Raw genomic sequence first — 26,955 nt, 5'->3', positions numbered from 1 at the left:
CTTTGAGGTTGGTCGTAGGTGGCATTGATTTGTAAAATAGGTAGTGTACATGACTGAACAGATAGATTAGAGGAGGAACTAAGCGTGGCTGATAAAGTAATTGTTGTCGATGACGAGGTGTCGATTGCGACGTTATTAAAGTTTAATTTAGAACAAGCCGGATTCGAAGTCGAGACGGCGCACGATGGAAAGACCGGACTTGAACTGGCCGAGAAACAAGATGCCGTCTTGATTGTCCTCGATTTGATGTTGCCTGAGATGGACGGTCTCGAAGTTTGCAAACGGCTCCGCCAACAAAAAGTGAACACACCGATTCTCATGTTGACGGCGAAAGACGATGAGTTCGATAAAGTACTCGGCCTCGAACTCGGTGCCGATGACTATTTGACGAAGCCGTTCAGCCCACGAGAAGTCGTGGCCCGGGTCAAAGCCATCCTGCGCCGTTCGGCCCCACAAGAAGCTCCGGCGACAGACACGGACGTCATCGAGATTGGCGACGTGAAAATCATCGCGTCGAACTATGAAGTGTTCAAAAACGGCGAACGGCTCGAGTTGACACCGAAAGAGTTCGAACTGTTAGCCTACTTAGCCAAGAACAAAGGACGCGTTTTGACGCGCGACCAGCTCTTGTCGGCGATATGGAATTACGATTTCGTCGGAGATACGCGCATCGTGGACGTTCACATCAGTCACCTCCGGGAGAAGATTGAACCGGTGACAAAAAAACCGACCTATATCAAGACGATTCGCGGCCTCGGTTATAAGATGGAAGAGCCGATGCCCGAATGAAGACGTACCGCTCGCGGTTTTTGACGACGCTCATCCTGCTCGTGACGGGCGTCTTATTGACCCTCGGGATCGTGCTCGGTCAATTGTTCAAAGACTTCTATTTAGATTCTGAACGCGACCGCTTGAAAGAAGACGCTGAGTTGGCCGCGCTCTATTTAGACGGAGGCGACCTTGCGGACATCCAAGACTACGTCGGTCAAATCGATGATGAGAGCAGTTTCGATATCTTGCTCCTCAATCGTCGGATGGAAGTCATCGCCGGGACACCGTTTCGGGTCGGTTCCTTTGATTTCCGGATGGATGCCTCGTCGATTCCGGAAGGCGGGACGTTCGGCAACGAGACACGCGAGGACTTGATTCAGTTCACGAAGCCGATCGAACTGTCATCCGGTGACACGGTATATTTGAGTTTTATCCGTTATGTCTCCGATTTGGAAGGGGTGTATGACCGGATTTGGCTGACCATCGCGCTAGCCTTGATTTTCTCGTTCTTCTTAATCCTTTTCGTGTTACACAACCTGACGAACCAATTCATCCGACCGATCGACGAGGCGACCATCGTCTTGCGGGAACTGGCGGACGGGAACTATCGGGCCCGCGTCTACGAGTTGCGAAACGATGAGGAGACGGGCAGCCTGGCCGGGTCGATTAACGTGCTCGCCCGCAACTTGGAGACAATCTCACTCGGGGAATCGGTTCAACGGGCAAGGCTTGAGTCGCTCATCGAGTATATGGGGGCAGGGTTACTTTTGGTCGACGAACGTGGCATCGTGACGCTCGTCAACCGCTCGTATCGCGACATGTTCCAATATGATGAGTTGATGATCGGTCAGTTTTATCATGGAATTTTGCCGAGCCCGGACGTTGAGACGCTGATTGAAGACGTCTATTTGACAGAGGAGCCGCATCGCCGACAACTATCGATTCGGTCCGGTTTCAACCAAAAGACGTATATGGTATCGGCCGCACCGATTTTCAGTGATACAGGCATGTTGCGCGGGACGACGCTTCTCTTTAACGACATCAGCGAGTTGAAGCGACTTGAGAAGATGCGCAAGGATTTCGTCGCGAACGTCAGTCATGAACTGAAGACGCCGCTCACGTCGATTCGTGGTTTCAGCGAGACGCTGCTCGACGGGGCGAAAGAAGTGCCGGAACTACGCGATCAATTCTTGGATATCATTCAAAAGGAAGCGACGCGCATGCAGATGCTCGTCGAGGACTTGCTCGAACTGTCGCGGCTCGAACGGGAAGACTTCCATTTGGAGTTCACCCCGGTCCAACTCAATCAGCTCGTCGAGGAAGTCTGTCTCGTGCTCAGTCAAAAAGCGGAACAGAAATCGATTCACTTGGAGTCGCGTCATGATGGGGAAGTCGTCTTGCAGGCGGACATGAACCGAATCAAACAAGTCATCTTGAATCTCGTCGCCAATGCGATTAACTACTCGCCGGAAGGTAGCCAGGTCGAGATTGCGGTCGAGAAGAGACCGGACGGCTCTTATTTGATCGTCAAAGACAACGGCATCGGCATCGCGCCGAAAGAAGTGGGCCGAATCTTTGAACGGTTCTACCGGGTCGATAAGGCGCGGAGCCGAAACTCCGGCGGGACGGGTCTTGGTCTTGCCATCGTCAAGCATATCGTCGATCTCCATCACGCGACGATTCAAGTCGATAGCGTCGAAGGCGAAGGAACGACGTTCACCATCAAATTCCCGAGTGCTTAACAAGGAATTCATGGTGAATTCATACCGGCTTTACAAAGCGATGCTACTCTATGGATGAGACCTCTTCATCATCTCGTGTCCCGATTGGTGCTCATCTCCACTCGATCGGGAAGATCGACCCTTTTCTAGTAACTAGAAAAGGGTCTTTTTTTTCGAACGCATGTACCCGTATGATATGATGGAACCAGATAGAATGGAGGTTGTCCAATGAATAAACTACTACTCCTTGACGGAAACTCACTCACGTATCGTGCCTTTTTCGCGTTGCCTCCGATGACGGATGCGAGCGGTCGGAACACGAACGCCGTGTACGGGTTCACGATGATGTTATTGAAGCTGATGGAAGACGAACAGCCGACACATTTCGCGGTCGCGTTCGATGCGTCGAAAAAGACGTTCCGCCACGACACGTATGCCGACTATAAAGGTGGACGGCAAAAGACACCGGGTGAGCTTCGAGAGCAATTCCCGATCGTTCGTGAGATTTGCGAGGCGTTCGGTATCAAAGTGCTCGAACTCGACCAGTACGAGGCCGATGACATCATCGGGACGCTTTCAAAAAATACTGAGTTTGACCAAGTGACGGTCGTCACTGGTGATAAGGATTTACTGCAGTTGATTGACGACCGTGTCACCGTCTATTTGACGAAGCGCGGCATCACTGATGTCGAGACGATGGACGCAGCGGCGTTCAACGAGCGGTATGAGGGACTGAGTCCGCTTCAAATGATTGATTTGAAAGGTCTGATGGGCGATAAATCCGACAACATTCCGGGTATCCCCGGTGTCGGTGAAAAGACGGCCCTCAAATTACTCACAGCTTACGGTTCTGTGGAAGGCCTATATGAACATACGCATGAACTGAAAGGGAAACAAAAAGAGAAGGTCGAGGCGAACGAGCGGGAAGCGCTCATGTCGAAACAATTGGCGACGATTTATACCGACGTGCCGATTGACGTCACCATGGACGAGCTCACGTTCCATCCGTATGACGCTGGAAAAGTGAAGCCGCTGTTCATGAGCCTGCAGTTCAAGTCGCTTCTCGGGAAACTGAGTCTCGACGCGTCGAGCGAGGAAGCCGTGGAAGTGCGTGACGTAAACCACATCGGGATTGACGAGCAAGATTTGACAGAGGCGGTCCTCTTCCTCGAACAACTTCGCGACGATTATTTCGAAGAACCGGTCATCGGCGTAGCCATCGCTTCAAAAGCCGGAGTGACCGTCGGCGACGTGTCGCTCTTAGACGTCTCGACTGTCCGCGAGTGGCTGGCGGATGAAGACCGGGCCACGATTTGTCTCGATGCGAAACAGACAATCATTCAACTGAAGCGCCACGGCGTGTCGCTTCGAGGCTACGAGGACTTGCTCGTCGCCGGCTATTTGCTCAACTTGTCGGGCGGGACGACGCTCGACTCGATTGCCGCCCATTTCGAATATGCGTTGCCGGAAGACGAGGCCGTATACGGAAAAGGTGCCAAACTGCACGTGCCGGATCAAAACGTCCTCGACCAGCACCTCGGGGAGAAGGCGATGGCCATCTTGACGTTGTTCGTCAACGTCAGTAACGAACTCGTCAAAAACGAGCAGACATCGCTGTATGAGGATTTGGAACGACCGCTCGCCTCGGTGCTCGCTGAGATGGAGTGGGCCGGGATTCATGTCGATGTGGCGACGTTGAAGGTGATGGAAGACGATCTTCGCGAACGCCTGCTTCAGCTCGAGACCGAAATTCACAGTCTCGCCGGTGAAGCGTTCAATATCAATTCACCGAAGCAACTCGGCGTCATCTTGTTCGAGAAGCTGGCGTTGCCGCCGGTCAAGAAGACAAAGACGGGGTACTCGACGGCGGCGGACGTGCTTGAGAAGCTTGCACCACTCCACCCGATCGTCGAACATATCATGCATTACCGCGAACTTGGGAAGTTGCAGTCGACGTACGTCGAGGGGTTACAGAAAGTCATCAAGGACGACGGGAAAATCCATACCCGTTACACGCAGACGTTGACGCAGACGGGACGATTATCGTCGGTCAACCCGAACTTGCAAAACATCCCGATTCGCTTGGAAGAAGGGCGCCGGATTCGTAAGGCGTTCACGGCGAGCGAATCCGATTGGGTGCTCTATGCGGTCGACTACTCACAAATCGAACTCCGCATCATGGCCCACATGTCGCAAGATGAAAAGATGCTCGAGGCGTTCCTGCATGACGAGGATATCCATACGTCGACGGCAGCCAACGTGTTCCGGGTCGCCAAAGAAGAAGTGACGTCGCTCATGCGACGCCAAGCGAAAGCGGTCAACTTCGGAATCATCTATGGCATTAGTGATTACGGGCTGTCGCAAAACCTCGGCATTAGCCGAAAAGAAGCGCAGACGTTCATCGATACGTACTTCGAGCAGTTCCCAGGAGTGAAACGATTCATGGATGCCGCCATCGAACGGGCCCGGGAACACGGCTACGTCGAGACGATGTTGAAACGCCGCCGCAATATCCCGGACATCCATTCCCGCAACTTCAACTTGCGCGGTTTCGCCGAACGGACGGCCATCAATACGCCGATTCAAGGGACGGCAGCCGATATTATCAAGAAAGCGATGATTGACGTCGATGTGGCGCTCCGCGAATCGGGCTTACGCTCGAAACTATTGCTTCAAGTCCACGATGAACTCATCTTCGAAGGACCGAAAGCAGAGACGGAAGCGCTCGAAAAAATCGTCAAGCAAGCGATGGAGCACACAATCACCTTGGATGTCCCGCTCCGCGCGGACGGTTCGTTTGGTGAGACGTGGTTCGACACGAAATAAGAGCGAGAAAGGAAATCAATATGCCTGAATTACCAGAAGTGGAGACGGTCTGTCGCCGATTGCGACCGTTCGTCTCCGGAAAAACGATTGCAAATGTCGAAGTGCTCGACGCGAAAATCATTCGGGGACACGAACCGGAGATTTGGAAACAACAGTTGCTCGACGAGACGATACAAGACGTCGAGCGACGGGGGAAATTTATTTTGTTCAAATTGACGAACGGATATCTCGTTTCGCATCTCCGAATGGAAGGGAAATTCTTCCCACATGACGAAATGGTCAATCCGGTCAAACATACGCACGTCGTCTTCACGTTCACGGACGGGACGACGCTTCATTACAATGATGTCAGAAAGTTCGGCACGATGGAACTGAAGACGAATGACGAGTTGTATGTGACACCGCCGCTGTCGCTACTCGCACTTGAACCGTTCGATTCGGGAGTGACGGCGGAGACGCTCCACACCCGCTTGAAGCGGATGAATGTCCGTGCCATCAAGACGGCACTCCTCGACCAGTCGATTTTCGTCGGTCTCGGCAACATTTACGTCGATGAGACGTTGTTCCGGGCCGGGGTCCATCCGACGCGCCCGGCGGCCTCGCTCTCGCTTGACGAGGTGCGCTTGGTGCATCAAGAAGCTGTGGCCGTGTTGACTGAAGCGATTGAGCGCGGCGGGAGCACAATCCGAAGCTACACGAATCCGGATGGGGCGAGCGGAACGTATCAAGAGACGCTCTACGTATATGGTCAGACCGGTGAGCCGTGTAAACGATGCGGCCGACCGATTGAAAAGATGAAATTGGGCGGACGGGGCACGCACTACTGTCCGCACTGCCAACAGTAAGAGGTGGACACGATGTTGAAGATTGGTTTGACAGGTGGAATTGCGACAGGGAAGTCGACCGTATCCCGTCTGTTTCGAAAACAAGGAATCCCGATTATCGATGCCGATAAAATGGCGCGGATCGTCATCGAGCCGGGAGGCAAGGCGTTCGCGGCCGTTCGTGAGGCGTTCCCACAATGCTTCTCGGGCGACGCATTGAACCGTCAGGCGCTCGGACGTGAGATTTTCCATGATGATGCCAAACGTCAATTGCTGAATCAACTCATGCATCCGGCCATCCGCGAGGAGATGCTCGAGGAGATGCGTGGCTATGAGGCGGCGGGCGAGAAGGTCGTCATCTTCGACATCCCGCTCTTGTTCGAAGGGACGATGCGGGACCTCGTCGATTATACGGTCGTCGTCTATTGTCGGGAGGAGATTCAGCTGATGCGCCTCATGGAGCGGAACGGCTTGACGAAAGCTGAAGCGCTCGCGCGCATCCATGCCCAAATGCCGATTGAAGAGAAGAAGCAACAGGCTGATTTTTTAATCAACAACAACGGTGCCTTAGGCGATTTGTCGGCCCAAGTGGCCCGCCTCGTCGAACAATTTGAAGACATGAAAAAAGAAGGCGACTGAGCGCCTTCTTTTTTTGTTCAGTTCAATGGGTCTGAGTCCGGTCGGCCTTTCTTCCATGTATCGAAGATGGCTCGGCCGTCACTTGGATGACCGTTCGAATAATAAATCGGATAGAGCGAGAAGAACACGTAATAAAACGAGAAGTACGCGAATTGATACGTATAGAGCGTCGGTTCAATCTCACGCATCAAAATGAAGGCGTTCACGATCAAAATGCTCGATAGGTTGAAGATGGATCCGCCCGCGTAGACGAGACTCCGGGTCAAGCGGTTACTATATTTCAAGTCGCTGAACTGACACCACGCGTCATAGAAGTAGACACGGTTGAATTGCAGGCGCCCGACTTTGAATAATTTCTTACCGGTCCCAATCTCCATATCGAGCGAACCCCCAAATAGTTTCGCGAAGAAGAAATGGCCGAATTGATGGATAATCGTCACTATCGGCAAAATGATGAAAAACGAGATGATAAATTTGTCTAAATCGGTCCAATCGAACATGCTGTCCTAGCTCCTTTCCAAGCTCTTCACCAAATTTCCCTCTTTTTCAAATCTGAAACTGTAAAAAAGTGAAAGAAATGTGACGATTCATAGTGAAAACGCTTCCATTTTTCCGTTATAATGGTGTCGTAACGCAGAAAAAAGGGGGACTTTACATGGGGACGAAAGTTGCAATCAATGGATTTGGTCGAATCGGGAGAATGGTGTTCCGAAAATTGATGCTCGAAGGGCGTCACGACGTGGTCGCCATCAATGCGAGTTATCCGGCGGAGACGCTCGCCCACTTGATTAAGCACGACACGGTCCACGGACCGTTCACACTCACGGTCCGGGCGCATGGGGATGCGCTTGAAGTTGATGGGAAGCGAATCATGCTCGTCTCCGAGCGTGATCCGGAGCGGTTGCCGTGGAATGAGCTCGGGGTTGAAATCGTCATCGAGGCGACTGGTAAATTTAATTCAGATGTCGGGGCGAAAAAACATTTGACGGCAGGTGCGAAGAAAGTTATTTTGACGGCACCAGGAAAAGGGGAGCTGCGGACGATTGTCATGGGGGTGAACGATCGTGATTATTTACCGGAGCACGATCACGTCATCTCGAACGCCTCGTGCACGACGAACTGTCTCGGTCCGGTCGTTAAAGTATTGGACTCGACGTTCGGAATCGAGACGGGGCTCGTCACGACCGTGCATGCCTATACGAATGATCAAAACAATATCGACAATCCGCATAAAGACCTACGGCGCGCTCGCGCTTGTGGTAGTTCCATTATACCGACTTCGACTGGGGCTGCCAAAGCCATCGGACTCGTCTTGCCTGAATTGCAAGGGAAGTTGAACGGGATGGCACTTCGCGTACCGACACCGAACGTCTCACTCGTCGACCTCGTCGTCGAGTTGCACCGTGACGTGACGGTCGATGAAGTGAACGAGGCGTTCGAGCGCGCGGCTCACGGAGAGATGACGGGCATCCTCGGTGTCTCGAACGAACCGCTCGTCTCCATCGACTTCAACGGGGATGAACGTTCATCGATTATCGATGCCGATTCGACGATGGTGCTCGGGGGCAATCACGTCAAAGTCCTCGCCTGGTACGATAACGAATGGGGCTATTCGTGCCGTGTCGTCGACTTGTTGGATATGGTCGCGAGCTACTTACAAATCGGTCAACAAGAAACCCGCGTTTGAAAAAATATATTTACACAAAAATATTTTTAATGAATTGAAACAAATGTCTTGTATCGACGTCCCAAACACGATACACTCTAACTCGTGAACTTCAATTGGTCTGACAAACGCAACTTAAAGGGTTAGGACCTCTTAGGACTAACTTGCCCCCGTGGTTGTGGGCGATTCAGGCACAAAGTGAGTGAACATCAACTACTTTGAGACCATTGATGTAAAGGGGGATCCACTAATATGGATACTATGGGACGTCACATTATTACAGAACTTTGGGAGTGCAATCCCGACAAATTGAACGATATCGACTACATCGAGCGCTTGTTCGTCGATGCAGCACTTCGTTCGGGCGCTGAAGTCCGCGAAGTCGCTTTCCACAAATTTGCGCCACACGGTGTAAGTGGAGTTGTTATCATCTCAGAATCACACTTAACGATTCACAGTTTCCCAGAGCATGGCTACGCATCAGTCGATGTGTTCACATGTGGGGACCGAATCGATCCGGCCACAGCTTCGCAGTACATCGCGGAAGGCTTGGAAGCAAAAGTTCGTGAGGACGTGAAACTTGATCGCGGAATGGGACCGATTCGTGTTCCGGAAGCGCAAGTTGCAATCAGCAAATAATCAGATTGACCTTTTGAGGCTGGCCGAATTTCGGTCAGCCCTTTTAATTGTTTTGTTAACCGCTTAATTTTGATATGCTTAACCTATATAAATAAGGTGTCGAGGTGGATAATGGGATTATTGGATAAGTTTCAAACACATGTCCAGACGGACGATTCGCATAAAAATGAGGCGCTGCGCACACGTTACGTGGCAGCATCGCCGACCGCCGTGCTCACGTGGCTCCGCGAACGAATTGAGGCACAAGGACAAACGGTTCGCCGTGTCGATACAGACCGGGGCGAAGTGGCGTTTAACGGCGACGGCTGGGACGCGCTGGCGACAGTCATTCAAGTGGATGGCGGACGTACGGCTGTCGACTTCACGTTGAACCGGGATCAGATGCTCGGGCCGGACCTTGGTCAAATCGTCACCACATATTATGAGGCGCTGCAAGTGAAATTCCCGCTCCGCGCCATCGGGAATCAATCTGTCGAACGATAAGGAGGGCTGAGCATGCGTTGTCCTAAATGCGATCATAATGGAACGAGAGTGCTCGACTCCCGACCAGTACAAGATTTCTATTCGATTCGTCGCCGTCGCGAATGCGAGGAGTGCGGCTATCGCTTCACCACGTTTGAAACGGTCGAACAGACCCCGCTCATCATCGTCAAAAAAGACGGGAATCGGGAAGAGTTCAGCCGGGAGAAAGTGCTTCGCGGCATTATTCGGGCGTGCGAGAAACGTCCGGTCACGCTGGAACAACTCGAAGGTGTGGTCACGAAAGTCGAACAGCAGCTACGGGCCCTTGGCCAATCGGAGATTCCGAGTGAACAAGTCGGTGAGCTCGTGATGAATGAATTGGCACGTGTCGATGAAGTGGCCTACGTCCGCTTCGCGTCCGTCTATCGCCAGTTCAAAGATATCTCTGTGTTCTTTAAAGAACTTGAAGATTTAATGAAGCAAGAAAAATCGACCAACTAGAGGGGCGGCCTGCTGGTCGCCTTTTTTCAGGGGAGACCTATCATGGAAAAAGAACGAATCCTGTACGGGACTGACGAACTGTTGATTATGAGCACCGGGCTCATCGATCGCGAGTCGTATCAGTCGTTGTATCACTTATATCAGCCGGTCATCGGCGTGAAGGCGCTCGCGATGTATCAGACGCTTTGGAGCGAGCTGAAACCCGGAAAGATGAAATCGAACTATATGTCGCACAGCGCGCTCTGTGAGATGCTCGACTACTCGATTAACGAGCTGACGGACTGTCTGTTCCGGCTCGAGGCGATTGGTCTCGTCCGGACATATAAGACGAAAGACGAGCGCTTGACCCAGTACGTGTATCAACTGCGTGTCCCGCTCGCACCCCATACGTTCTTGAACGACGGACTGTTGTCGAGTTTTCTCTTCTATAAAGTCGGGGAAGTCCGCTTCAAACAGTTGCAAGGACGATTCACGATTGATCCATTGCCGGCCGGGATTATCGAGGTGACGAAAGACTTTAATGAAGTGTTCGACGTCAAAGGTGTGAATCACATGGCGTTCACCCAAAAGAACTACGAGAAACCCGACCGCGCAAAAATCGAGATCAACTATACGTTCGATATGGAAATCGTCAAAAAACTGACGAACTTCCCCGTCGGTTTCTTCACGAAGAAGCTCGATGAGACGATTACGAAACTCGCCTATGTCTCCCAAATCGATGAAGAGACGATGGCCGAGATGTTGAAGGAGTATTTCGTCCACGAGGCGTATCTCCCGCTCAGCGAGCAAGAGAAGCGCGACGGCTGCCGCCAGATGGTGCTGCAGTTGAAGAAGAAACAGACACGGCATCGGAAAGTAAAGTCAGATGAAATCGAAAAGGCGGAAATTGGTGATTTGCATGACGTGACGGTCATGGAAGAAGCGCATCCGCATCAATACGTGTCGACGTTACGGAAGACGCCACAACTGTCGAAGAGTGACGAGCAACTCATTATCGATCTCGTCGATACGCTCGGGCTCGCGCCAAGTGTCATCAATGCATTGTTCTATTACTGTATCGAAGTGAAGAAGCAGACGCGGCTCAGTGAGAACTATGTCATGCGGATCGCGACGAGTTGGAAGACGGCGGGCTATTTAAACGCCAAAGACGCGTTGGAACAAGAAGCGACACAAGATGCGCTCATCGAGAAGAAACAGCAGAAACGGGAGAATGTGCAACAGCGGACGACCGTCGGCTCGAGACGCAAAGACAAGACCGAGATGCCAAAATGGCTCGAAGACGAGGCGAAAGAGCAACGGACGTACGATCAAAAACGAAAACAAGAGCTCGAGGCATCGGTCCCAGACGACGCGGAACTCGTTAAGCTGTTGAATGAATTGAAAGAGAAAGGATGAGGGACATGGAACGCATCAATCAAACGCTCGCCCAAATGATGAACCGGAAAGAAGTGCGGGAAGCGTACGAATCGATTCGCCGGCGCACCCTCGAACATCCAGAAGTCGTCGCTTTTTTAAAGGCACATCCGGAGTTAGACGAGACGGCGGTCGAGGTCGGCTTTACGAAGCTCAGTGAATATGCGGAACAGATGGACGGTAAGAAGCTCATCGAGGAGCAAGCCGTCATCCCGGGCCATCAGCCAGTGCTCTATGTCGACCTCGGTCAAATCGCAATCCGTTATGAAGAGACGGTGAAGCATCGTCAAGCACGGCGCCAAAAAGAGATGGACCGGAAGTTCAAGAGCCTATTCTTGCCGGAAGAAGTGCGAGAGGCGAGCTTTGAATCGTTCGACTGGTCCGATGATGCCCGTAAAATCGCACTCCGTGAATCGATGCGGTTCGTCTCAGGCATGAAGACCCGCCAAAAAGTGAACGGTTTATACCTTCACGGCAGCTTCGGCGTCGGGAAGACGTACTTGCTCGCGGCGATCGCTAATGAGCTGAAAGTGGCGGACATCGAGACGATCCTTGTCCACGCCCCGGGATTCGTCTCGGAAGCGAAACGGAAAATCCGGACCGACTCGTTCGATTCGTTTTTGACGTCATTCCAACACGTGCCGGTGTTATTGATTGATGACATCGGGGCCGAGGCGATCAGTCCGTGGGTACGGGATGAACTGTTCGGCATTATTTTGCAGTATCGCATGATGCATCGCTTGCCGACGCTTTACAGCTCGAACTTCAGCGGAGAAGAGCTCGAGACCCATTTCTCGATCGACGGTTCGCCACAGAACAAAATGAAGGCGCAGCGGCTCATGCAACGCATCTCGACGACGACGACGCAAATCGAGTTAAAAGGTGAGAATCGACGGCGGTAAAGGGATTGTATTTCTGGAACGAGTTGACTATACTAATAAGCATATAACCGATGCATTGAAGAGGACATGAGACGTCGTAACGGGTTTCAAAGCGAGGGAAGGCTGGTGAGAGCTTCCTAAACACGCCGATCGCCTTACTCCCTCAGAGCACCGTACGGGTCAATCGTGCGGCGATTCACACTCGTTATCGTGTGTTCGAGCCAAGCGGATCGCTTGGGAACGAGGGTGGTACCACGAGAATCAAAGCTCGTCCCTTTCATAGGGATGGGCTTTTTTTATTTTCTTTTAAATGTAGAGAGGGGAAGTTGACACATGATTCAATTGACATTTCCAGATGGGGCCGTCAAAGAGTTTGAGGCCGGCATCACAGCAGAAGAAGTAGCAGGTTCAATCAGTCCAGGACTTCGTAAAAAAGTAATCGCCGCCAAAATCGATGGTGAGATGATCGATTACCGTCGTCCGATTGAACAGGACGGTAAAATCGAGCTCGTCATGCCCGACTCAGAAGACGGTATCGATTTGATGCGCCACTCGTCAGCCCACTTGATGGCCCAAGCCATCAAACGGTTGTACGGCGAAGAAGGTAGCATCTACCTCGGCATCGGACCGACAATCGAGAACGGGTTCTATTACGACATCGAGATGGATCGCCGCATCAACGAGGAAGACCTTCCAGAAATCGAGAAGATGATGAAACGAATCGTCGACGAGAACTTGGACATCACACGCGAAGTCGTCTCGCGCGACGAAGCGCTCGAGCGCTACAAACAGCTCGGGGACCCACTCAAAATCGAATTGATTGAAGATATCCCGGCGAGCGAGACGCTCACGATTTACCATCAAGGCGAATTCTTCGACTTGTGCCGCGGACCGCACGTCCCATCGACATCGAAATTGAAAGTGTTCAAGTTGATGAGTGTGGCCGGTGCTTACTGGCGCGGCGACTCGGACAACAAAATGCTTCAGCGGATTTACGGAACGGCGTTCGCGACGAAAGAACAACTCGCGGAGCACCTGCGTCTATTGGAAGAAGCGAAAGAGCGCGATCACCGCAAACTCGGGAAAGAACTCGATCTCTTCTTCGTGTCGCAAGAAGTCGGCCAAGGTTTGCCGATGTGGCTCCCGAAAGGTGCCTCGATCCGTCGTACGGTCGAACGTTATATCGTCGACAAAGAGCTCGAGCTCGGGTATCAGCACGTCTACACACCGGTCCTCGGTTCGGTCGACCTGTATAAGACATCGGGTCACTGGGATCACTATCAAGACGATATGTTCCCGAAAATGGAGATGGACAACGAAGAACTCGTCCTTCGTCCGATGAACTGTCCGCACCACATGACGATCTATAAACATGAGCCGCGCTCATACCGCGAACTCCCGCTTCGCATCGCTGAGCTCGGCGGTATGCACCGTTACGAGATGTCAGGGGCGCTCACAGGCCTCCAACGCGTCCGTTACATGGTGTTGAACGACGGGCATACGTTCGTCACACCGGAGCAGATGAAGCAAGAGTTCAAAGATATCGTCCACTTGATTCAAGAAGTGTACGCCGACTTTGGCATTAAAGATTATCGTTTCCGCTTGTCATACCGTGACCCGGCCGACAAAGAGAAGTACTTCGACAACGATGCGATTTGGGAAACGGCCCAACGTCAATTGAAAGAGACGATGGATGAGCTCGGTCTCCCTTATTTCGAAGCGGAAGGTGAAGCGGCGTTCTACGGACCGAAACTCGACGTCCAAGTCCGCACGGCGCTCGGCAAAGAAGAGACATTGTCGACAGTCCAACTCGACTTCTTGCTCCCTGAGCGGTTCGACTTGACGTACACAGGACCAGACGGCAAAGATCATCGTCCGATTGTCCTTCACCGTGGTGTCGTCTCGACGATGGAGCGTTTCGTCGCTTACTTGATTGAAGAATATAAAGGGGCGTTCCCGACATGGCTCGCACCGGTCCAAGTCAAATTGATCCCTGTCTCGCACGTCCACGACGAATATGTCGCAGAAGTGAAGGCAGAGCTCGTCAAGCGCGGCGTCCGTGTCGAAACGGACCTCCGTGACGAAAAACTCGGCTATAAGATCCGCGAAGCCCAGATGAAGAAAATCCCGATGACACTTGTCCTCGGTGATAAAGAACGAGATGAGCGTGCGGTCAACATCCGTCGCTACGGACAGCAAGAACAAGTATCGGCCACACTCGATGCCTTCTTGTCATCCCTCACAGACGAAATCGCGAACCGTTCACGTTAATCGGTCGACCATCCTTCACCGGAAGGGTGGTCGTTTTTTTCGGTCTCAAGACGGATGCGGAACAAGGGATGGAGACGTAAGGTAGAAGAAAGGAGTGATTCATTTTGAATTATATGAAACCATTAGTGGCGCTCACGATCGGTTCAGTCGTCGCGACAAGCATGATTCCAAAAGTAAACGCAGAAGCCATCGTCGATGATACAATCGTCACACTCGGCGAATCATTATCGGCCAGCCAACGAGACTGGGTGCTCGAACGAGTCGAGGCGCCGGCCGGGATTGAGCCGATTATCACAACCGTGGCCGATGAAGAAAAATATTTAGGGGATGCCGTCCCACAAGCGCAGCGCGGCGGGGGCATGTATTCATCAGCCCGCATCAAACTGACTGACGGGACAGGTCTCGATATTAAAACGGAAAACGTGACATGGGTCACCGAAGATATGTATGCGAACGCACTCGTGACCGCCGGTGTCACCGATGCCGACATTTATATCACGTCACCGATTCGCGTCACCGGGACGTCGGCGCTCACGGGCATTATGAAAGCGTACGATCAGACGGCGGCCGAGACAGGCATTCAATTGTCCGAGGAGCGGAAAGACTTGGCGCAGGAAGAACTGGCCGTCACGTCTGAAATCGGGAAGACGGTCGGTCAAGAAGACGTAGCCGGTCTCATGAACGAGATTAAAGCTGAGATTGCGAACAAGGCACCGGAGACGAACATCGAGATTCGCGATATCGTCATCCAAGTGTTGAATCAAAACAACGTCCAATTGTCCGATACGCAGTTGACGCAATTGACGACGCTGTTCGAGAACATGCAACAAGCGAATCTGGATTGGGGAGCGATTAGCAACGGGCTACAAGGGGCCGGTCAAGACGTCCAGGCGTTCCTCGAGACCGAGGAAGTCCAAGGCTTCTTCGCTCGTTTGTTCGAGGCGCTCAGCAATTTCTTCAAGTCGTTGACGAATTGATTGATGTTGACCACATGACAGATGGTATTAAAAAAGGGCGAGCGCCCTTTTTTAATACCATCGTTTATGGATATAGTCGCGAGCGGACTCATGGTCGTCGACGATCTTCAACGTGATGCGGTTCATTTCTTCTAATAAGTCCGTCAACACCGCTTCAAGCTTGGCATCACTCACCTCATGGTGGCGCATCGTCTCTTGTACGATGTGTTTGATTTGGTCGTGATAGTCATGGTCGTCTTTCACGTGCTTTCTCCAAGACACGGTCCATCCCTCCTTTTTTATTTTATTCCCTCGCAAAAGGTATTGCGAAACAGCGAAATGACTGTTATCATCATAAAAGTGTGAGCTACCAATTATTCATGCGCGAATTCTTGACATCTTAATCCTATTGGTGTTAAGATGACATAGTGATTAAATACAACAAAGCAGAAGCGCCCGCTTCTCACCTCGTCCGAACAGATTCGGTCAGGTCCATCATGTACGTGAAGCAGTCGAGCCTTGGTCTCTGCTGTCTCCGAAATGATGTGTGGGCGGGAAACTGCCGACGCTTTTTTTATTGCCATGTTGTCTTATCAATCTAAAACTCGTGCAACCGCACGATGGAGGTGCTAACCATTAGCAAAGAGCTCTTTATCAACGAAAACATTCGTGCCCGTGAAGTTCGCTTAATTGGAGCGGACGGTGCACAACTCGGTGTGCAATCGCGTAATGAAGCATTACGTTTAGCAGAAGAGGCTGAACTCGATCTCGTCTTGGTCGCCGACAAAGCTAACCCACCGGTCGCTAAAATCATGGACTATGGAAAATACCGTTTCGAACTCCAGAAAAAGGAGAAAGAAGCGCGTAAAAACCAAAAGGTCATCCAATTGAAAGAAGTGCGCCTCAGCCCGACAATCGAGGAAAACGATTTCCAAACGAAATTGCGTAACGCTCGCAAATTCCTTGAAAATGGTAACAAAGTGAAAGCGTCAATCCGTTTCCGCGGACGCGCCATCACACACTCGGAAATCGGCCGACGCGTCATGGAAAAATTGGCGGCGGAATGTGCCGACTTGGCAACAGTTGAGCAAAAGCCGAAGATGGAAGGACGCAGCATGTTCTTAGTGCTGGCTCCGAAGAAAGAAGATTAATCATCGAGTCATAGTGGGGAGGAAATACTCATGCCGAAAATGAAATCGCACCGTGGTGCTTCTAAACGTTTCAAACGTACTGCATCAGGTAAACTCAAGCGTTCACACGCTTACACAAGTCACTTGTTTGGTAACAAATCGACTAAAGCGAAACGTAAGCTCCGTAAAGGTGCTATCGTCTCAGCTGGAGACTTCAAACGCATTCGCAACATGATCGCGAAGTAATACAGAAAGAATTTAGGAGGGAAACCATATGCCACGCGTAAAAGGCGGTTATACGACTCGTCAACGTCGTAAAAAGCAAATCAAGCTTGCCAAAGGTTATTTTGGCTCGAAACACATTCTATTTAAAGTAGCAAAACAACAAGTCATGAAGTCACTCATGTACGCTTACCGTGACCGTCGTCAAAAGAAACGTGATTTCCGTCGTCTTTGGATCACACGTATCAATGCGGCAGCACGCACAAACGGTCTTTCATACAGCCGTATGATGCACGGCCTCAAGCTTGCAGGAATCGACATCAACCGTAAGATGCTTGCTGAGCTTGCTGTGACAGATGCACAGGCATTCGCGTCACTTGCTGATACAGCTAAATCAAAATTGAACGCGTAATCGTTCAATCGACAGCGCCGAGACCTTATCTCGGCGCTTTCTTTTTTCTGATTAATTCCTTAAACTTAAGATAAGGAGGGCGGACTATGAATCCATCTGTTTTGGCCATCGTCGCGTTGGCACTCATCGTCTTGAACGTCTACACCTATTTGCAGGCGAAACGGTACACGCTCGGCGAAGGTGATTTTAACGTCTTATATGCTTATGCCGGCGGTGCGATCGGTGCTCTGTTCGGGCTTCATTTGACGCGGAAAAAGGCGGTTCATGCCCCAAAAAGCGTTCAAATACAAGTATTGATTTTGGCAGTCGGCTGGTCTTTAATGATTTTAGTACTGCTTTGAATGCAGAATAGGAGGAGCAACCGGTGAACTGGACAACATTATTTGATCGGCAGCGTGAATTAGATGAGCGGATCAAAGAAGAACATCAACTATCCGGGAACCAATTTGATGAGCGGCTACTCGCTTTGCTCGTCGAACTCGGTGAACTCGCCAATGAGACCCGTAGCTTTAAATTTTGGTCAACGAAGGGCCCGTCGCCTCAAGACGTGATCTTAGAAGAGTATGTCGACGGCATTCATTTCTTATTGTCGCTCGGTCTTGCCCTCGGGTATGAACGCGATTCGTTCCCAGCAGGTAGCTCGTATCTTGATGCGACTGACGCTTTTTTAGACGTGTTCCGCAAAGTGACGAACTTTGGTTTGTCGAAGACGGAACCGATGTACGAGACGCTGATGGCGGCTTATCTCGAACTTGGCTATACGCTCGGCATCAACGAAGAGTTGATGGTGATGGCGTATATGGCAAAAAATGAAAAGAACCATGAGCGACAAAATCAAGGTTACTAATCGAAACGAAGGAGCGATGTCCCATGAACGAATCATTACATATGCTGAAACGCTTGACGGATGCCACCGGTGTCCCGGGAAATGAAGGAGAAGTCCGCTCATTGATGCGCGAATACTTGGAGCCTCACGTGGAAGCGTTCGAACAAGACGGGTTAGGCAGTCTGTTTGGACGGGTGACGGGCAACGCGGATGGACCGCGTGTCATGATTGCCGGCCATATGGATGAAGTCGGCTTCATGGTGACACGAATCGAAGAAGGGGGCTTCTTACGTTTCCAAGCGCTCGGTGGCTGGTGGAACCAAGTATTGCTCGCGCAACGCATGGACGTCGTCACACGCTCAGGCGAAAAAATCCCTGGAGTCATCGGTGCGAAACCGCCGCACGTGCTTCCGCTCGAGGCGCGCAAAAAACCTGTCGAGATTAAAGACATGTTCCTCGATATCGGTGCGACGTCGAAAGATCAAGTCGCGGAGTGGGGCATTCGCCCGGGCGATACGGTCGTCCCGCACTGTGAGTTCACGGTCATGAAAAATGAAGACTTCTTGATGGCCAAAGCGTGGGATAACCGAATCGGTTGTGCCATCGCCATCGAGGCGGCGAAACGATTGAAAGACGACGAAGTTCCGGGTGTTGTCTTTACTGGAGCGACGGTCCAAGAAGAAGTCGGGTTGCGCGGTGCCGTCACGGCTGCCAACTTGGTCAAACCGGACGTCGCCATCGCCGTCGATACGGGTATTCCTGGAGATACACCAGGGATGACACCGGCAGAAGGATTGTCGAAACTCGGGGAAGGCGTTCAAGTCATCTTCTTCGATGCGACGACCATCACGAACCCGCGCCTCATCGATTTGATCGTCGAAGTGGCGAAAGAGAACGACATCAAGTACCAATTGGATTTGACGCCGGGCGGTGGAACGGACGCTGGCCGCTTCCATTTGGCAGGTGTCGGGATGCCGGCCGTCGCGCTCACGGTACCGGTCCGTTATTTGCATACGAATGTCTCAATCATTCACAAAGCAGATTATGAAGCAGCCGTCGATTTGGTCGTAGCGCTCACGAAACGACTCGATCACGAAACGGTTCAATGGTTGAAAGAGGGATAATATGACGAAAATCACGTCTACGAAAAGTGAGACGATTAAGCGCTTAAAGCGTTTGATGACGAAAAAAGGCAGACAAGAGTCCGGACAATTTTTGGTCGAAGGCGAGCATTTGGTCGACGAGGCCATCCGTGCCGGACGTCTCGTCCAGCTGATTATGGGGGAGTCGTATACCCCGAAAGGATCATGGCGCCTTGATGAGATGCCTGTCCTCGAACTATCCGACCATGTGGCTGACTTATTGTCAGAGACAGAGAAAACGCAAGGTGTGTTCGCTGTCGTCAAGATGGCCCCGGTCGAACGAAAGATGAAACATGTGCTTGTCCTCGATCGCATCCAAGACCCAGGTAACCTCGGGACGATGATTCGGACGGCGGACGCGGCCGGCTTTGATACGGTCCTTCTCGGCAAAGGGACGGTCGACCCGTTCAATGCCAAAGTCGTGCGCGCGACACAAGGTTCCTTGTTCCACGTCAACGTGAGCTCGGTCGATTTGCTCGAGACGTTGCCTGAATTGAAGAGCGAAGGCTTCCAGATTTACGGCACGGCTCTCGCGAAAGCGACATCGTACGAGCAAGTCGATTTTAGTGAGAAGGTCGCGCTCGTCATCGGCAACGAGGCACAAGGCGTACATCAAGACGTGCTCGACTTGTGTGACACGCGTGTCCATATCCCGGTTCTCGGCGATGCCGAATCGTTGAACGCGGCCGTCGCGGCCGGTATTCTCATGTATCGGATTGCGCTACAATAACCTTGTCAGCACTGACGAATCGTGATAGGTTAATTACATCGAACAAAATAATGAATAGACGTTGAAAGAGCATAGTACGCGAACTACCGAACGAGTACAGGGAGCATGGGCCGAGACTGCGAGCCGATGCCTTGGGCGGCGCTGAATTCACTCTCGAGTCGTGTTGGAGACAACACCGAAGTAGCATCCCGATACCGATGCTCTCAAGTGGGCCGATTTCGGCCAAGTAGGGTGGTACCGCGATTATTCGTCCCTTCAGTCATCGACTGAAGGGACTTTTTTTGTAGAGGAGGAAACAAGAATGAAAGAACAGTTGGAACAATTACAACAAGAGGCGTTGCAGGAGATTCAAGCGTCGTCGTCACAAAAAGAGTTGAACGATGTCCGCATCAAATATTTAGGGAAAAAAGGACCGATGACCGAGGTGCTCCGCGGGATGGGGAAACTCTCACCTGAAGAACGACCAGTCGTGGGTGAACTCGTCAACACGGTCCGGACGACAATCCAAGACACGTTAGAGGCACGGATCGAGGAAGTGAAGGCAGTCGAGCTCGAGGCGAAACTGGCAGCGGAAACGATTGATGTCACGCTCCCAGGTCGGACGTCACTGCCAGGTCATACCCACTTGCTCCAACAAATTGTCGATGAGATGGAAGATTTGTTCGTCGGTCTAGGCTATACGATTGCCGAAGGTCCGGAAGTCGAGACGGATTTATACAATTTCGAGATGCTCAACCTCCCGAAAGATCACCCGGCCCGTGATATGCAGGATTCGTTCTATATCACAGACGAGACGCTCCTCCGGACACATACGTCGCCTGTTCAAGCACGGACGATGCTCCAAGCAGAAGGGAAGCCGATTCGCATCATCTGCCCGGGTAAAGTATACCGTCGTGATGAGGATGACGCGACACATTCGCATCAGTTCATGCAAATCGAAGGACTCGTCGTCGATGAGCATATCTCGATGGCCGATTTGAAAGGCACGCTCGAAGTGTTCGTCAAACAGTTGTTCGGTGAGACGCGTGAGATTCGTCTCCGTCCGAGCTTCTTCCCGTTCACAGAGCCGTCGGTCGAAGTCGATATCTCTTGTTTCAAGTGCGGCGGCAAAGGCTGCAACGTCTGTAAGAAGACAGGCTGGATTGAGATTCTCGGAGGCGGAATGGTGCATCCACGCGTGCTTGAGATGGCAGGCTATGATTCGACGAAGATGTCCGGATTTGCATTCGGAATCGGTGTCGAACGGATGGCGATGTTAAAACATGGGGTGGACGATATTCGTCACTTCTATACAAACGACTTACGCTTCATCGAGCAATTCTAAGGGGGATCACACATGTTATTATCAAAAAAATGGTTGAATCAATATATTGACGTATCCGATTTGAGCGGACAAACGCTCGGTGACTTAATCACGAAAAACGGGATTGAAGTCGAGAGCGTCGTCAGCCGGTCGGAAGGCTTGTCGGGACTCGTCGTCGGGCATGTCCTCGCTTGCGAGAAGCATCCTGAGGCAGACAAATTGAACGTGACGACGGTCGATATCGGTGCGGATAGCCCGGTTCAAATCGTCTGTGGCGCGCCGAACGTCGCCGCTGGTCAACACGTCATCGTGGCGACGGTCGGAGCTCGTCTCCCAGGCCTTAAAATTAAGAAAGCGAAGCTGCGCGGCGTCGAGTCGCAAGGGATGATTTGCTCGCTCGAGGAACTCGGGTTCGAGAAGAAACAAATTCGTGAAGACGAGCAGGATGGCATTCACACGTTCCGCGAACCGGTCGAAGTCGGTGCGGACGTCATCCGTCTGTTAGACCTCGACGATGAAGTGATCGAGCTCGGATTGACACCGAACCGTTCAGATTGCTTAAGCCTTTACGGGATCATTCATGAAGTCGCGGCCATCCTTGAGCGCCCATACACATTACCGACTGCCGACGTGACGACAAATGTCGCGAACACGGTCAGCGTTCGTCTCGAGACAGACAACTGTCCGTACTATGCGACACGCCGTGTCGACGGCGTCGTCATCGGTGACTCGCCACAATGGTTGAAAAATATTTTGATCGCAGAAGGCGTCCGCCCAATCAACAACGTCGTCGATGTGACGAACTACGTCATGCTCGAGCTCGGTCAACCGCTTCATGCGTTCGATACGGCGAAACTCGGAACGACGATTGCTGTTCGCCAAGCGTATGACGGGGAAGAAATCGTCACGCTCGATGACGTGACGCGCACGCTCGATGCCTCGATGATGGTCATCACGGACGGCGAGCAGCCTGTCGCCATCGCCGGCGTCATGGGTGGAGCGAACACCGAAGTCGATGCGACGACGTCGAGTATCATCCTCGAGTCGGCCTACTTCGCACCGGCATCGGTCCGTAAGACGAGCCGTACGCTCGGTTTACGCTCGGATTCGAGTGCCCGCTTTGAAAAAGGGGTCGACCCGGAACGGTTACAATTGGCCCTTGACCGTGCGGCCGAACTCATCGTCGAAGTGAGCGGTGGCACAATTAGCGACATCGTCATCGCTGGGGACAAAGACTCTGCGGCTCGGACGATTGATGTCTCGGTCGCTTATATCAACCATCGACTCGGAATGGACCTCGAGCAAGAGACGATTGTCCGCATCTTGGAACGTCTCGGTCTCGATGTGACCGGGGACGAGACGTTGACGGTCCACGTACCGTCGCGTCGCCCTGACTTGGAGTTGCCGGCTGACATCACGGAAGAAGTGGCACGCCTCTATGGCTATGACAGTCTTCCGTCGAGCCTTCCGGCGTCACACTCGAAAGGGTACCTCCCGAAAGAAAACGTGTTGCGCCGTCGCGTCCGTCGCATCCTCCAAGGCGCAGGATTGTCGCAAGCGATCACGTACTCGCTCACGAGCGTCGGGAACGCCTCACGCTTCAGTGGAGCCGACTTGACGCAAGTGAACTTGGCAATGCCGATGAGCGAAGAGCGTTCGGTACTCCGGACATCGCTCATCCCAGGTCTGTTGGAGGCGGCTCGTTACAATACGTCGCGTCAACAAGCGAACGTGCGATTGTATGAGACAGGACGCGTCTATGTTGAACAAGGCGAGACGTTGCCACGTGAAACGGAGCGCGTCGCCGGCGTATTGACGGGACTTTGGTACGATCACCGTTCACAAGGTACGCGTGTCCCGGTCGACTATTTCGTCGCCAAAGGAGCCGTTGAGACGCTCTTGTCTGCGCTACGTGTCGAAGCGACGTATGAGGCGGCCGTGATTGCCGATATGCACCCAGGTCGTACCGCAAACGTGCTCATCGACGGACGTGTCATCGGTTACGTCGGACAAGTCCATCCAGGCGTGTCGAAAGACGTGTATGGATTGAAAGAAGTGTACGTGTTCGAACTCGACTTGGACGTGTTGCAACAGTCAGCCGAGCTCATCTATGAAGACGTACCACGTTTCCCATCCATCACACGTGATTTGGCGCTCGTGTTGAAACGGGACATCCCGGCCGGTCAAGTCGAAGCGACCATCAAACAGGCGGCAGGACCGCTCTTGATTGACCTCGCCTTGTTCGATGTCTATATCGGGGAGAACGTAGGGGACGATGAGAAATCAATCGCCTTCTCGCTCAAGTATCAAGATCCGACCCGCACCCTTCAAGATGAAGAAGTGACGGCGTCGTATGAAGCGATTCTCACTGCCGTTCAAGCGGCACACGGTGCGGAAGTTCGCGCATAACCTAAAAAGGTGTCCACCACGTGTGGACACCTTTTTTGAGTTTACTGGACTTCAAGAGCCAAGTCGCCGAACTTTGTCCAACCGACGAGGCATGTCACTTTATACAAGACGAGCGTGATGATGGCCGGAAGGACAACTCCCGTTCCAACGAAGATGAGGAACGCGTCCATTCCTTGCGCGGCAAGGATGTTGAGCGGCGCAATCAATGAGTTGAGCCCGAGTCCCGCGATTTCATAAGGGACTTCGAGTGAGAAGACGAGCGTCGCAATCGGCGCGCTGATCATCGCCGCGATGAAAGGCGGCATGACGACGCGAGGGTTTTTGACGACGTTCGGAAACTGGACTTTCGGTGTGACGAAGAACGAGGCGACCAAACCGCCTGGATCTGTTTGACGATATGCCATGAGCGTGAAGCCGACGAACTGGGCCGTACATCCGATCAACGCGGCGGCACTGGCGACCGGGTCGAGTTGAAGCGCGATGGCGAGTGCGGCCGACGAAGCAGGTGACATGAGCATGACACTAAATACGAGCGCGATGACGAGCGATGTCGCGATTGGAGACGTATTGACCGAAGCGGTGATGCTGGCGCTGATTGAGTTGATGAGCGGTGTCGTGACGGCTGCTGCGCCGACTCCGACGATGCCGCCTCCAAGGACAGCGGTGACCGGGACGACCATCATATCAAATTTCGTTTTCCCGAGGACACGTTTGCCTAACCAGACCGCAGCTGCTGCTGCAATCAAGGCGCTGATCGGTTGACCGGGCACGAGGACGAGCCCGCTCTCGGTCGCTTGGAGCGCCGCACCACCAACGGTTGCCGCAATCATCGAGCTGAACAAAATGAGCGTATTGCCGCCGAGCTGATAAGCGACACCGGCACCGAGTGCCGGGGCGAGCAATGATTTCGCGACTTGCCCGATCAAGACGAGTGTCTCGATGCCGGCCATCTTCCCAATCGTTTCAATCAAGAGTCCAACCCCGAGCGTGACGAGGACGGCGCTTGCCATTCCTGCTGATATTTTGATCATTCGGTCCATTGCGTACTGTTTCACTTCCATCATCTCCTCTATGTGTGTCAATCCAATAAAAAAACCTATCCGGATGGGATAGGCGCGTCGGTCATACCATGAGCGCCTCGTCCGAAACCATCGAAACAAGGGCCCAAAAATTCGTCTCGGTCATCGAGTCGATTTTCAGTCCCTCAGTCGAATAATAATCAGTAGGCCGTGTTGCGCATGGGTTTTCATCATTGCCAGCTCCTCCGTTTGTTAAGATTTGTCTAAGAGTAACACGATATTTTTCAATAATCAATATTTTCTGAAAATTAATTTGAAAAAAATTGAAAACCGCTCAAAAAGAAAAACGACCCAATGAAGGATCGTCTCGTATTAAGACGTGCTGGCTGCAAGTGAGCCAACTTGTTGATCGATGAATGCCATCGAGATTGAATTGAAATGATCGGGTTGGTCGACATTGACGACATGGCCCGAGTCAGTGACGACTTGGACACGAGCCGTCGGCTGATGTTTCGCAGTCCGTTCGACGGCTTCGAGGAACATGTAGTCCTCGTCACCCATAATATAGAGAATCGGTACGTTCGTCTCGATCGAAGAGAAATGACGAAGCAACGGATTCATATTCTCGGTCATCTTGAACCAGCGGATGAACTCACGTTGACACAGGTTGGCCGCATCGCGGACGAACATCATGCGTGATTTCTTATGACGCTTCTTCGGTAATAAAATCCACGCGAACAGCTGATATAGCCACATGTACGGCACGAAGCTCTGTACGAGACTACCGAGGCGAATCAACAACGTCGAGCGGACGTTGAACTTGACGATGGCCCCGCCGAGCACGACTGAAGCGATTCGTTCCGGATGGTGCTCGAACATCGCTTGAATGACAATCGTCCCGAGCGATAGGCCGACCATGTGGCCTTTTTCAATCTGTAAGTGGTCCATGACCTCGACGACGTCTTCGACAACGACATCGAGCGTATACGCGTTCAGCGGTTGATTCAACGACTGTTCTGCGTTGTAAGAGCCGCCATGTCCGCGTAGGTCGAGCAGGAGCACGTTATATTTCTTTTTGAACGGCCGAATTTGACGATACCAATGCGACAGACTTCCACCCGCGCCATGGATGAAGATGACCCAAGGATGGTCGTCGCTTAATGTGTACGTTTTATAATGCAACATGAACGCTATCCTCCAAAAATTTTTAAGTTCATTAAACCCTAAAAATAATATACCATATCTACAAATGTAGGACTATCGTTTCAACTCGCTCAACCGGATTGCTTTTTTCGTGTTGGCGAAGTGAACTTTCGCGACCTCGTTCAAACGGGATTGACCATAACGAAGAATCAAATCGGCCGCGACTTGGTCGACTTTGGCGCCGGCGCCTTTCGGTAACGTGACCCCGAGTGTCGCACTTAACTTGTCCATTTCTTTTAAGAACAAGGCGCGAGCGAGAATCGAGGCGGCGGCCACGGCGACATGCAATCCTTCCGCTTTCGTCGAGAAATAGACGTCATCTTTGACGACTGCTTTTTCGGAACGAAGGTGGTTATAGTAGATGTTCTTTTCAGCGAACTGATCGATTAAAATGGCGTCCGGTGTCGCATCGAGCTTCTGCAATAAGGCCGACAAGGCGGCGTTATGGGCGATGGCCGTCATTTTGCCTTGCGTCATCGTCCGTTGCATTTTATTATACGCCGGATTGTGCAACGTCGCCTTCTGATAGGTGATGGTGACGTGCAAGTCTTTGGCGATTCGGACGATTTCTGTGTCCGACAGCAGTTTGGAGTCTTTGACCCCGAGCTCTTTGACGAGAGCGATTTTCTCTTTTGGCACGTAGGCGGCGACGACGACGAGCGGTCCGAAATAATCACCTTTTCCGACTTCGTCGCTCCCGATGACAGACCAGTCCGAAAAGCCTTCCGGCAGAACATTTTTCGGAACGCTAGGTTCTTTTTTAATGCTCGTTCCCCATTTGGCGGCTTCCGTGTCGGCATCACGTCCTTGGAACATGACTTTACCCGAATTGTAGACCGTAATCACACACTGAGGTGTTTTAGCACTGAATCGTGCGTGTGGCGGAGGATTGACTGAATGGGCCCGATAACTCGCGATGAGTTCCTCCTGGGCGGTAGCTGATAATTTAATGACTTGATTGCCCAATGTGAGCACTTCCTTTCTAACGC

The 26,955-nt window shown here is 52.1% G+C and carries 27 protein-coding genes; 22 read left to right on the top strand and 5 right to left on the bottom strand.

Annotated features, from left to right (window positions below):
- Window positions 1–84 precede the first annotated feature (84 nt).
- The 5 genes from KNP71_RS06875 (at window position 85) to coaE (ending at window position 6,781) form a co-directional block, all read left to right on the top strand.
- A complete protein-coding gene (locus KNP71_RS06875; protein WP_021065626.1) occupies window positions 85–789 on the top strand; it encodes a response regulator transcription factor in 705 nt (234 codons plus the stop codon).
- Complete coding sequence (gene pnpS / locus KNP71_RS06870) at window positions 786–2,513, top strand: two-component system histidine kinase PnpS (RefSeq protein WP_021065627.1); 1,728 nt, start codon at window positions 786–788, stop codon at window positions 2,511–2,513. The genes KNP71_RS06875 and pnpS overlap by 4 nt, the downstream gene beginning before the upstream one ends.
- A gap of 207 nt (window positions 2,514–2,720) precedes the next feature.
- Window positions 2,721–5,318, top strand: coding sequence for a DNA polymerase I (gene polA, locus KNP71_RS06865; protein ID WP_131471295.1), 2,598 nt, complete (start codon window positions 2,721–2,723; stop codon window positions 5,316–5,318).
- 20 nt (window positions 5,319–5,338) lie between these two features.
- On the top strand, window positions 5,339–6,163 hold the full coding sequence (gene mutM, locus KNP71_RS06860; protein WP_029595184.1) for a DNA-formamidopyrimidine glycosylase: 825 nt from the start codon (window positions 5,339–5,341) through the stop codon (window positions 6,161–6,163).
- Window positions 6,164–6,175: 12 nt separating this feature from the next.
- Window positions 6,176–6,781 (top strand): dephospho-CoA kinase, encoded by a 606-nt coding sequence (gene coaE / locus KNP71_RS06855; protein ID WP_029595185.1) that lies wholly within the window; start codon window positions 6,176–6,178, stop codon window positions 6,779–6,781.
- 17 nt (window positions 6,782–6,798) lie between these two features.
- Here coaE and KNP71_RS06850 read toward each other — a convergent pair whose 3' ends face one another.
- Window positions 6,799–7,281, bottom strand: coding sequence for a site-2 protease family protein (locus KNP71_RS06850; RefSeq protein WP_029595186.1), 483 nt, complete (start codon window positions 7,279–7,281; stop codon window positions 6,799–6,801).
- Between the two features lie 155 nt (window positions 7,282–7,436).
- On the opposite strand from KNP71_RS06850, the gene KNP71_RS06845 reads away from it, so the two are divergent.
- From KNP71_RS06845 to KNP71_RS06810, 8 genes are all read left to right on the top strand, one after another.
- Complete coding sequence (locus KNP71_RS06845) at window positions 7,437–8,468, top strand: glyceraldehyde-3-phosphate dehydrogenase (protein WP_029595187.1); 1,032 nt, start codon at window positions 7,437–7,439, stop codon at window positions 8,466–8,468.
- 231 nt (window positions 8,469–8,699) lie between these two features.
- Window positions 8,700–9,086, top strand: a complete 387-nt coding sequence (gene speD / locus KNP71_RS06840; RefSeq protein WP_029595188.1) for an adenosylmethionine decarboxylase — start codon at window positions 8,700–8,702, stop codon at window positions 9,084–9,086.
- Window positions 9,087–9,197: 111 nt separating this feature from the next.
- Window positions 9,198–9,569, top strand: a complete 372-nt coding sequence (locus tag KNP71_RS06835) for a hypothetical protein (RefSeq protein WP_029595189.1) — start codon at window positions 9,198–9,200, stop codon at window positions 9,567–9,569.
- 12 nt (window positions 9,570–9,581) lie between these two features.
- Complete coding sequence (nrdR, locus tag KNP71_RS06830) at window positions 9,582–10,049, top strand: transcriptional regulator NrdR (protein WP_021065634.1); 468 nt, start codon at window positions 9,582–9,584, stop codon at window positions 10,047–10,049.
- 42 nt (window positions 10,050–10,091) lie between these two features.
- Window positions 10,092–11,444 carry a DnaD domain protein gene (locus KNP71_RS06825; protein ID WP_029595190.1) on the top strand — a complete coding sequence of 451 codons (1,353 nt, stop codon included), beginning with the start codon at window positions 10,092–10,094 and terminating at the stop codon, window positions 11,442–11,444.
- Between the two features lie 5 nt (window positions 11,445–11,449).
- Entirely contained in the window at window positions 11,450–12,364 is a 915-nt protein-coding gene (dnaI, locus tag KNP71_RS06820) for a primosomal protein DnaI (protein WP_029595191.1), read from the top strand.
- A gap of 312 nt (window positions 12,365–12,676) precedes the next feature.
- Window positions 12,677–14,614: a threonine--tRNA ligase gene (gene thrS, locus KNP71_RS06815; RefSeq protein WP_214830378.1), complete on the top strand. Its 1,938-nt coding sequence runs from the start codon at window positions 12,677–12,679 to the stop codon at window positions 14,612–14,614.
- Between the two features lie 113 nt (window positions 14,615–14,727).
- Window positions 14,728–15,591, top strand: a complete 864-nt coding sequence (locus KNP71_RS06810; RefSeq protein WP_029595193.1) for a DUF1002 domain-containing protein — start codon at window positions 14,728–14,730, stop codon at window positions 15,589–15,591.
- Between the two features lie 51 nt (window positions 15,592–15,642).
- Here KNP71_RS06810 and KNP71_RS06805 read toward each other — a convergent pair whose 3' ends face one another.
- Window positions 15,643–15,852, bottom strand: a complete 210-nt coding sequence (locus KNP71_RS06805; protein ID WP_029595194.1) for a hypothetical protein — start codon at window positions 15,850–15,852, stop codon at window positions 15,643–15,645.
- Between the two features lie 338 nt (window positions 15,853–16,190).
- On the opposite strand from KNP71_RS06805, the gene infC reads away from it, so the two are divergent.
- The 9 genes from infC to pheT all read left to right on the top strand — a co-directional run bounded on the left by infC (window position 16,191) and on the right by pheT (window position 23,744).
- Complete coding sequence (gene infC, locus KNP71_RS06800; protein WP_021065640.1) at window positions 16,191–16,721, top strand: translation initiation factor IF-3; 531 nt, start codon at window positions 16,191–16,193, stop codon at window positions 16,719–16,721.
- A 30-nt stretch (window positions 16,722–16,751) separates the two neighbouring features.
- Window positions 16,752–16,946 carry a 50S ribosomal protein L35 gene (rpmI, locus tag KNP71_RS06795; RefSeq protein WP_021065641.1) on the top strand — a complete coding sequence of 65 codons (195 nt, stop codon included), beginning with the start codon at window positions 16,752–16,754 and terminating at the stop codon, window positions 16,944–16,946.
- Window positions 16,947–16,974: 28 nt separating this feature from the next.
- Window positions 16,975–17,334 (top strand): 50S ribosomal protein L20, encoded by a 360-nt coding sequence (gene rplT / locus KNP71_RS06790; RefSeq protein ID WP_021065642.1) that lies wholly within the window; start codon window positions 16,975–16,977, stop codon window positions 17,332–17,334.
- A gap of 86 nt (window positions 17,335–17,420) precedes the next feature.
- Window positions 17,421–17,675: a hypothetical protein gene (locus KNP71_RS06785; protein WP_021065643.1), complete on the top strand. Its 255-nt coding sequence runs from the start codon at window positions 17,421–17,423 to the stop codon at window positions 17,673–17,675.
- A 23-nt stretch (window positions 17,676–17,698) separates the two neighbouring features.
- Complete coding sequence (locus KNP71_RS06780; RefSeq protein ID WP_029595195.1) at window positions 17,699–18,181, top strand: dUTP diphosphatase; 483 nt, start codon at window positions 17,699–17,701, stop codon at window positions 18,179–18,181.
- Window positions 18,182–18,204: 23 nt separating this feature from the next.
- Window positions 18,205–19,284, top strand: coding sequence for a M42 family metallopeptidase (locus KNP71_RS06775; RefSeq protein ID WP_021065645.1), 1,080 nt, complete (start codon window positions 18,205–18,207; stop codon window positions 19,282–19,284).
- 1 nt (window position 19,285) lies between these two features.
- Window positions 19,286–20,032, top strand: a complete 747-nt coding sequence (locus KNP71_RS06770; protein ID WP_021065646.1) for a TrmH family RNA methyltransferase — start codon at window positions 19,286–19,288, stop codon at window positions 20,030–20,032.
- Between the two features lie 301 nt (window positions 20,033–20,333).
- Window positions 20,334–21,356, top strand: coding sequence for a phenylalanine--tRNA ligase subunit alpha (pheS, locus tag KNP71_RS06765; protein WP_131471292.1), 1,023 nt, complete (start codon window positions 20,334–20,336; stop codon window positions 21,354–21,356).
- Between the two features lie 12 nt (window positions 21,357–21,368).
- The gene (gene pheT, locus KNP71_RS06760; protein ID WP_131471291.1) at window positions 21,369–23,744 is read left to right on the top strand and encodes a phenylalanine--tRNA ligase subunit beta; all 2,376 of its coding nucleotides are present in this window, start codon (window positions 21,369–21,371) and stop codon (window positions 23,742–23,744) included.
- A gap of 41 nt (window positions 23,745–23,785) precedes the next feature.
- Here the strand turns inward: pheT and KNP71_RS06755 are convergent, their stop codons facing one another.
- From KNP71_RS06755 to rnhC, 3 genes are all read right to left on the bottom strand, one after another.
- Complete coding sequence (locus KNP71_RS06755; protein ID WP_214756562.1) at window positions 23,786–24,808, bottom strand: PTS sugar transporter subunit IIC; 1,023 nt, start codon at window positions 24,806–24,808, stop codon at window positions 23,786–23,788.
- 327 nt (window positions 24,809–25,135) lie between these two features.
- Window positions 25,136–25,948, bottom strand: a complete 813-nt coding sequence (locus tag KNP71_RS06750) for an alpha/beta fold hydrolase (RefSeq protein WP_021065650.1) — start codon at window positions 25,946–25,948, stop codon at window positions 25,136–25,138.
- A gap of 72 nt (window positions 25,949–26,020) precedes the next feature.
- Complete coding sequence (gene rnhC / locus KNP71_RS06745; protein WP_131471290.1) at window positions 26,021–26,932, bottom strand: ribonuclease HIII; 912 nt, start codon at window positions 26,930–26,932, stop codon at window positions 26,021–26,023.
- Window positions 26,933–26,955 lie beyond the last annotated feature (23 nt).

It is taken from the genome of Exiguobacterium sp. s56 (genome assembly GCF_018618255.1).
Lineage (GTDB): Bacteria > Bacillota > Bacilli > Exiguobacteriales > Exiguobacteriaceae > Exiguobacterium > Exiguobacterium chiriqhucha.
The sequence above is the reverse complement of the archived record's forward strand: the minus strand, read 5'-3'. Positions and strand labels throughout refer to the sequence as shown.

What these genes read in the sequence shown, in the direction of transcription:
- KNP71_RS06845 (WP_029595187.1), top strand. Translation starts at nt 7,437, where the DNA reads ATGGGGACGAAAGTTGCAATCAATGGATTTGGTCGAATCGGGAGAATG.
- pheS (WP_131471292.1), top strand. Translation starts at nt 20,334, where the DNA reads ATGAAAGAACAGTTGGAACAATTACAACAAGAGGCGTTGCAGGAGATT.
- coaE (WP_029595185.1), top strand. Translation starts at nt 6,176, where the DNA reads ATGTTGAAGATTGGTTTGACAGGTGGAATTGCGACAGGGAAGTCGACC.
- KNP71_RS06835 (WP_029595189.1), top strand. Translation starts at nt 9,198, where the DNA reads ATGGGATTATTGGATAAGTTTCAAACACATGTCCAGACGGACGATTCG.
- speD (WP_029595188.1), top strand. Translation starts at nt 8,700, where the DNA reads ATGGATACTATGGGACGTCACATTATTACAGAACTTTGGGAGTGCAAT.
- KNP71_RS06770 (WP_021065646.1), top strand. Translation starts at nt 19,286, where the DNA reads ATGACGAAAATCACGTCTACGAAAAGTGAGACGATTAAGCGCTTAAAG.
- infC (WP_021065640.1), top strand. Translation starts at nt 16,191, where the DNA reads ATGGAGGTGCTAACCATTAGCAAAGAGCTCTTTATCAACGAAAACATT.
- KNP71_RS06825 (WP_029595190.1), top strand. Translation starts at nt 10,092, where the DNA reads ATGGAAAAAGAACGAATCCTGTACGGGACTGACGAACTGTTGATTATG.
- nrdR (WP_021065634.1), top strand. Translation starts at nt 9,582, where the DNA reads ATGCGTTGTCCTAAATGCGATCATAATGGAACGAGAGTGCTCGACTCC.
- dnaI (WP_029595191.1), top strand. Translation starts at nt 11,450, where the DNA reads ATGGAACGCATCAATCAAACGCTCGCCCAAATGATGAACCGGAAAGAA.
- KNP71_RS06755 (WP_214756562.1), bottom strand. Translation starts at nt 24,808, where the DNA reads ATGATGGAAGTGAAACAGTACGCAATGGACCGAATGATCAAAATATCA.
- pheT (WP_131471291.1), top strand. Translation starts at nt 21,369, where the DNA reads ATGTTATTATCAAAAAAATGGTTGAATCAATATATTGACGTATCCGAT.
- mutM (WP_029595184.1), top strand. Translation starts at nt 5,339, where the DNA reads ATGCCTGAATTACCAGAAGTGGAGACGGTCTGTCGCCGATTGCGACCG.
- rplT (WP_021065642.1), top strand. Translation starts at nt 16,975, where the DNA reads ATGCCACGCGTAAAAGGCGGTTATACGACTCGTCAACGTCGTAAAAAG.
- KNP71_RS06850 (WP_029595186.1), bottom strand. Translation starts at nt 7,281, where the DNA reads ATGTTCGATTGGACCGATTTAGACAAATTTATCATCTCGTTTTTCATC.
- polA (WP_131471295.1), top strand. Translation starts at nt 2,721, where the DNA reads ATGAATAAACTACTACTCCTTGACGGAAACTCACTCACGTATCGTGCC.
- thrS (WP_214830378.1), top strand. Translation starts at nt 12,677, where the DNA reads ATGATTCAATTGACATTTCCAGATGGGGCCGTCAAAGAGTTTGAGGCC.
- KNP71_RS06810 (WP_029595193.1), top strand. Translation starts at nt 14,728, where the DNA reads ATGAAACCATTAGTGGCGCTCACGATCGGTTCAGTCGTCGCGACAAGC.
- KNP71_RS06785 (WP_021065643.1), top strand. Translation starts at nt 17,421, where the DNA reads ATGAATCCATCTGTTTTGGCCATCGTCGCGTTGGCACTCATCGTCTTG.
- rpmI (WP_021065641.1), top strand. Translation starts at nt 16,752, where the DNA reads ATGCCGAAAATGAAATCGCACCGTGGTGCTTCTAAACGTTTCAAACGT.
- pnpS (WP_021065627.1), top strand. Translation starts at nt 786, where the DNA reads ATGAAGACGTACCGCTCGCGGTTTTTGACGACGCTCATCCTGCTCGTG.
- KNP71_RS06775 (WP_021065645.1), top strand. Translation starts at nt 18,205, where the DNA reads ATGAACGAATCATTACATATGCTGAAACGCTTGACGGATGCCACCGGT.
- KNP71_RS06750 (WP_021065650.1), bottom strand. Translation starts at nt 25,948, where the DNA reads ATGTTGCATTATAAAACGTACACATTAAGCGACGACCATCCTTGGGTC.